Annotated in this window: 3 protein-coding genes and 1 pseudogene; all 4 read left to right on the top strand. The window is 73.6% G+C overall.

Annotation, left to right across the window (positions count from 1 at the left end; all coding sequences use genetic code 11):
- The coding region (locus ABT367_RS40450; RefSeq protein ID WP_352258853.1) for a PucR family transcriptional regulator at positions 1-1080 on the top strand (1080 nt) is incomplete at its 5' end.
- Between the two features lie 280 nt (positions 1081-1360).
- The gene (locus ABT367_RS40445) at positions 1361-2806 is read left to right on the top strand and encodes an aldehyde dehydrogenase family protein (RefSeq protein WP_352258852.1); all 1446 of its coding nucleotides are present in this window, start codon (positions 1361-1363) and stop codon (positions 2804-2806) included.
- 62 nt (positions 2807-2868) lie between these two features.
- Positions 2869-4989 (top strand): protein kinase domain-containing protein, encoded by a 2121-nt coding sequence (locus ABT367_RS40440; RefSeq protein ID WP_352258850.1) that lies wholly within the window; start codon positions 2869-2871, stop codon positions 4987-4989.
- 169 nt (positions 4990-5158) lie between these two features.
- Positions 5159-5726 (top strand): annotated as a pseudogene (locus tag ABT367_RS40435) (hypothetical protein); the annotation flags it as partial.

The raw sequence follows: 5726 nt of genomic DNA, 5'->3' as shown, positions 1-5726 counted from the left end.
GCCACGCTCACCCCCGACGTGGAGCGGCTGCGCTCGCGCCCGGCCCCCGCGAGCCTGGTCGTCTCCGGGGCGGACGACCGTGTGGAGCTCCATTCGATCGGCGCCGGACGCCGTCCTCGTACGGCGCTCGCCGTCGGCACCGCGAGCAGTCTCGGCACCGCCGAGCGCTATGCGGTGCACTCCGCGATCGCCCTGCTCACCCTCACCACGGAACGGTCCCGTTCCCTGCACTCGGCCGAGCAGCGCCTCGGCGCGGCGGTCCTTCGGATGCTGCTCGCCGGTGAGCCGAGCCACGCCCGTACGGTCGCGGGCGATCTGTACGGCGGGCTGCTCGACGCGCCGTTCCGGCTGCTCGTCGCCGAGACCGTGTCCGCCTCGTCCCGGGTGCACGCGGATGTGCACGCGCCCCTGCCGCCGGAACCGGCCGCGGATCCCGCGGCCGAGGAGGATCCGCTGGTCGCCCTGGCCGATGTGGTCGAGGCCGCGGCCGCGCACTCCGGTGAGGCGGTCCTGGTCGTGCCGGACGGGGGCGACCGGCTCGTGGTGCTCATGACCGACGGGGGAGCGGCGGCGTCGGCGTGCGTCGAGCACACCCGCCAGCTGGAGACGGCCCGTGCGGCGGGGCGCGACCAGCCCGCGCCCGAGACCGACGACCTCGTGGTCGGCCTCTCGGCGCCGGCCGGTCCCATCGCCGCCGCGGCCGCGTACAAGCAGGCCGAGCAGGCACTCTCGGTGGCCCGCCGCCGAGGACGCTTCCTCGTGGAGCACGAGTCGCTTGCCGCGGGTTCGGTGCTTCCGCTGCTCGCCGACGATGCGGTACGGGCCTTCGCGGACGGGATGCTCCGGGCGCTGCACGAGCACGATGCGACGGGGCGGGGCGATCTGGTCGAGTCGCTGCGGGCCTGGCTGTCGCGGCACGGGCAGTGGGATGCGGCGGCGGCGGATCTCGGGGTGCACCGGCACACGTTGCGCTACCGGATGCGGCGGGTGGAGGAGATCCTGGGGCGCTCGCTGGATGATGCGGATGTCCGGATGGAGCTGTGGCTGGCGTTGAAGGCTACGGCGGCGGCGTCGGAGTAGCGGGTGCGGGTGCGGGTGCGTTTCGGTTGAGGTGGGTGGCGCCTGCGGCGGGCCTTTCTCCCCGTCCCGCCCCTTCCCGAAACCGGGGGCTTCGCCCCCGGACCCCCGCATCCGAACTTCGTTCGGATCTGCTCAAGCGCCGCAGGGGCTGAATCGCAGAGGCTGAATTGGCTAAGTCGCCCACCCGAGTGCTCCACCCCGGACAAACGCCATGCGGCCTTCGCACCCCTACGGTGGAAGTGACCCCACACCCAAGCTTCACCCGCGGAAGGGCCCGGCCATGACCGAAACCCATGCCTTCTGGCTCGCCGGCCGCCAGGCCACCGGCGAGACCACCCTCGATGTCACCTCTCCCTGGGACGGCCGTACGGTCGCCGCGGTGAGCGTGCCGACCGATGCTCAGGTCGAGGAGGCGGTGGCCGCCGCGTATGCCGTACAGGACGAGTTCGCCGCGACGCCCGCCCACGTACGGGCCGAGGCGCTCGACCACGTCAGCCGCCGCCTCAAGGAGCGCACCGAGGAGATCGCCGCGCTGATCTCCGCCGAGAACGGCAAGCCCATGAAGTGGGCCCGCGGCGAGGTCGGCCGTGCCGTCTCCGTGTTCCGTTTCGCCGCCGAGGAGGCCCGCCGCTTCAACGGCGGCGAGGCCCAGCGCCTCGACACCGACGCCGGCGGCCAGGGCCGTCTCGCCCTGACCCGCCGCTTCCCCAAGGGCGTCGTGCTCGGCATCGCACCGTTCAACTTCCCGCTGAACCTGTGCGCCCACAAGATCGCCCCGGCCATCGCGGTCGGCACCCCGATCATCCTCAAGCCCGCCCCGGCCACCCCGCTGAGCGGTCTGCTCCTCGGCGAGCTGCTCGCCGAGACCGAGCTGCCCGCCGGCTCCTGGTCCGTCCTGCCGGTCGCCAACGACCACATGCCGCAGCTGGTGCAGGACGAGCGTCTGCCCGTCATCTCCTTCACGGGTTCGGACAAGGTCGGTTACGCGATCATGGACTCGGTCCCGCGCAAGCACCTCACGCTCGAACTCGGCGGCAACGGCGCGGCCGTGGTCCTTGCCGACTACGCGAGCGACGAGGACCTGGACTGGGCGGCGACGCGTATCGCCACCTTCTCCAACTACCAGGGCGGCCAGTCCTGTATCTCGGTCCAGCGCGTCATCGTCGACGAGTCGCTGCACGACCGCCTGCTTCCCCGCATCGTCAAGGCCGTCGAGGCCCAGGTCACCGGCGACCCGAGCGATGACAAGACGGACGTCGGCCCGCTGGTCAGCGAGGACGCCGCCCGCCGTGTCGAGTCCTGGGTCGACGAGGCCGTGAAGGCCGGCGCCCAGCTGCTCACCGGCGGCCGGCGCGACGGCGCCGCGTACGCGCCGACCGTCCTCACCGACGTCCCCGCGGACGTGACGATCTTCTGCGAGGAGGTCTTCGGACCCGTCCTCACCGTCCACAAGGTGAGCGGCGAGGAGGCCGCCTTCGCGGCGGTCAACGAGTCCAAGTACGGCCTGCAGGCAGGAGTGTTCACGCACAACGTGCAGGCCGCGTTCCGCGCGCACCGCGCCCTCGAGGTCGGTGGCGTGATCGTCGGCGACGTCCCCTCGTACCGCGCGGACCAGATGCCGTACGGCGGCGCCAAGCAGTCCGGCGTCGGCCGCGAGGGCGTCCGCTTCGCCATGGAGGACTACACCTACGAGCGCGTGATGGTCTTCACCGGCATCCAGCTCTAGTACGTGAGAGCGGTGGAACTCCCGCTACTGAGGCGGGAGTTCCGCTGCCACCATGGCGCCCCATGGGGGAGCAAGGGCAGCACATCGGTCCGTATCGCCTCGTCGCCACGCTCGGCGAGGGCGGTATGGGAGCGGTCTACCTGGCACGGGAGACCGGCGGCCGGGGACGTGCCGTGGCCGTCAAGGTGCTGCGGCCCGAACTCGCCCGCGACCAGGGCATGGTGCGCCGTTTCCGACGCGAGGCGGACACCGCTTCGTCCGTACGGGGACGGGGCGTGGCGCGGCTGCTCGGGTACGACCTGGACGGGCCGCTGCCCTGGATCGCCGCCGAGTTCCTCGCCGGTCCGACGCTGCACGAAGCGGTCGGCTCCTGCGGCCCCTTCGACGAGGCGGGCGCGCGGGCGCTCGGAATCCATCTGGCCCGCGCGCTGACCGTGATCCACGGTGCCGGTCTGGTGCACCGGGACCTGAAGCCGTCGAATATCGTGCTCACCCGCGACGGCCCCCGCGTCATCGACTTCGGCATCGCCCGGCCCGAGTACGGCCTCACCCTCACCGACCCCGGCACGGCGCCCGCGACCCCCGGATACGCGCCTCCCGAGCAGGTGACCGGGCGCCGCACCGGCCCGGCGGCGGACGTCTTCTCGCTCGGCGCCGTGCTCGCGTTCGCCTGCACGGGGCGGGCCCCGTTCGGCGCGGGCCATCCCGCTGCCGTCAACTTCCGTGTCGTACACGAGAGTCCGGACCTCACCGGAGTGCCGTCCGCGCTGCTCGGACCGCTCGGCGCCTGCCTGGCCAAGGACACGGCGGCCCGTCCCGCACCCGAGCGGCTGTCATCGCTGCTGGGGAAGCCGGGCGACCCGCCGTGGCGTCGCGAACCCCTGCGGGGCGAGATCGAGCGGCGCACCCGTGAGGCCGAGCGTGCCCTCGCGCTCGCCCGCGCACAGGACCGCCCGCCGGGGCGGCCTTCGCGCAGGCGCGTCCTGTCGGCGGCCGCAGCCGTCGTGGCCGCCGGTGGCGGGCTCACCTGGTGGCTGCGGCGGGGCGCTTCCGAAGGTCCCCGTATCAGCGACAGCGGTGTCCCGTACGCCGAGCCGCTCGCGAACCCCCGACCCGGCGCCGTGCCCGACGCGTTGTGGAAGGCGGACGGCATCCACCCGGACGGCCCGGACCCCGTAGCCGTGGACCGGGTCGTCGTCGCCCCGTCCGGCGGCGGGCTCGCCGCGTGGCGCCAGGAGACGGGGGAGCGCGCCTGGTCCTGGCCGGGGAACGGGGCGCCCGTGCGCCACAGCTCCCTGCTCGGCACGGACCGCACCCTGCTCGTCGTGACCCGCGGCGGCTGGCTGACCGCGCTGGACGCCCGCAGCGGCGCGGTGCAGTGGGACACGGACGAGGCGGTCGCGGCGCAGGCGCTCGCCCTGGACCCGCTGCACGCCTATGTGCTCGACAAGGGGCGGCGGGTCGTGGCCGTGGCGCTCAACACCCGCCGGGTGCGCTGGCGTTCACGTCGGGCTGTGGCCTCGCAAGGGCCGGTCGGAGCGGCGGTCGCGGACGGGCGGCTGCTTGTCTGCGCACGCGAGGGGCAAGGGGTCGCCTACGACGCCCTCACCGGCGAGGTGCGGTGGGAGAAGGACTTCGGGCCGGTCGAGCCGTACGTCGTCGAGACCGGCCTGGCGCCGGCGGTGGACGAGGACGCGTTCTGCGTGGGCGGCGACGCGATCAAGGTGGTCGACGCGCGGGACGGCGGGGAACGCTGGGCGCAGGACTACGACTCCGGGGTGGCCAAGCGTTCCTGGGGCGCCCCGGCGGTGGCCGACGGCAAGCTGTACGTTCCGCGTCCCTGGCTCTCCGACGGCGTACTCCTCTGCCTGGACGCCGCCGACGGCTCACGGATCTGGTCCACGGACGTCGGCTACGCGGACAACCTCTACCAGCACACCCCGCTGCCGGTGCGGCCTCCCGTACGTGAGGGGCAGGCCCTGTACGTACCGCTGGGAGCCGGCCGCCGGGGCGACGACGACCGTCCCCACGACCGCGGTGTGGCCGTGCTCGACGCGCTGTCCGGGGCCAAACTGTGGGTGCTCAGCGATGATTCCGGGCAGCTGGGGTGGCGCCTCACGGGGGCTGCGGGGCGGGTGTTCGTGGCGCACGGGGAGCAGTTGCGGGCGATGCCCACATGGTGAGGTGCGCCGGGTCGCAGGGGTGCCCGTGACAGGTGCGCCAGCTGAAGCGGCGACCTCTGAGGTACGAGGCCTCAGGGGCTCATGAATCCGGCATTCCGGGTCTACCCTGCCGTAAGTGTGCGCCGATCCTGGCCGGGGGGCGGGAGGTGTGCGCTCGGGGGAGCTGTTCATGGAAGACCTGCACCAGGGGGATCCGCGCGCGCTGGGCCCGTACCGGCTGCTCGCCGTGCTCACGGAGGCGGGCGGGGAGCGCCGCTATCTCGCACACGGCGGCCAGGCGCCCGGACATGTCGAAGTCACTCTCATCCACGGTGAGTTGGCGCGTTCGGTGGACCTGCTGCGGGCCGCCGACGGGCCCGGGCTCGTGTCGTACGTCGACTCCGGAAGCGATCAGGACCTGCCGTGGCTCGTCTGCCGCCACGTCCCGTCGCTGACCCTCGCCGAAGTGCGCGGCCTGCTGTACGGAGGGCTTGCGGAGCCGGTCGTCCGCGGAATCGGTGCCGTACTCGCCGGAGCGCTCGCGCGCCTGCACGCGCATGGCGCGGCGCATGGCGCCGTGACGCCCGACGGTGTGCTGCTCGGTGCCTCCGGGGCGCGGCTCGTAAGGCCCCGGGGCACGGGCAGTCCGGCGGACGACGTGGCCGCGCTCGCCGCCGTACTCGACGATGCCGGGGCCGGTCGCGCACCGGACCGCGAGCTGCTCGACCGCTGCCGGCAGCAGGATCCCGAACTGCGGC

The sequence above is a fragment of the Streptomyces mesophilus genome, assembly GCF_040300965.1.
Lineage (GTDB): Bacteria > Actinomycetota > Actinomycetes > Streptomycetales > Streptomycetaceae > Streptomyces > Streptomyces mesophilus_A.
Note: the sequence above shows the minus strand (reverse complement) of the source record. Positions and strands in the feature narration are given on the sequence as shown.

Excerpts from the sequence above, each read along its gene's own strand:
- ABT367_RS40445 (WP_352258852.1), top strand. The coding sequence starts at position 1,361 with ATGACCGAAACCCATGCCTTCTGGCTCGCCGGCCGCCAGGCCACCGGC.
- ABT367_RS40440 (WP_352258850.1), top strand. The coding sequence starts at position 2,869 with ATGGGGGAGCAAGGGCAGCACATCGGTCCGTATCGCCTCGTCGCCACG.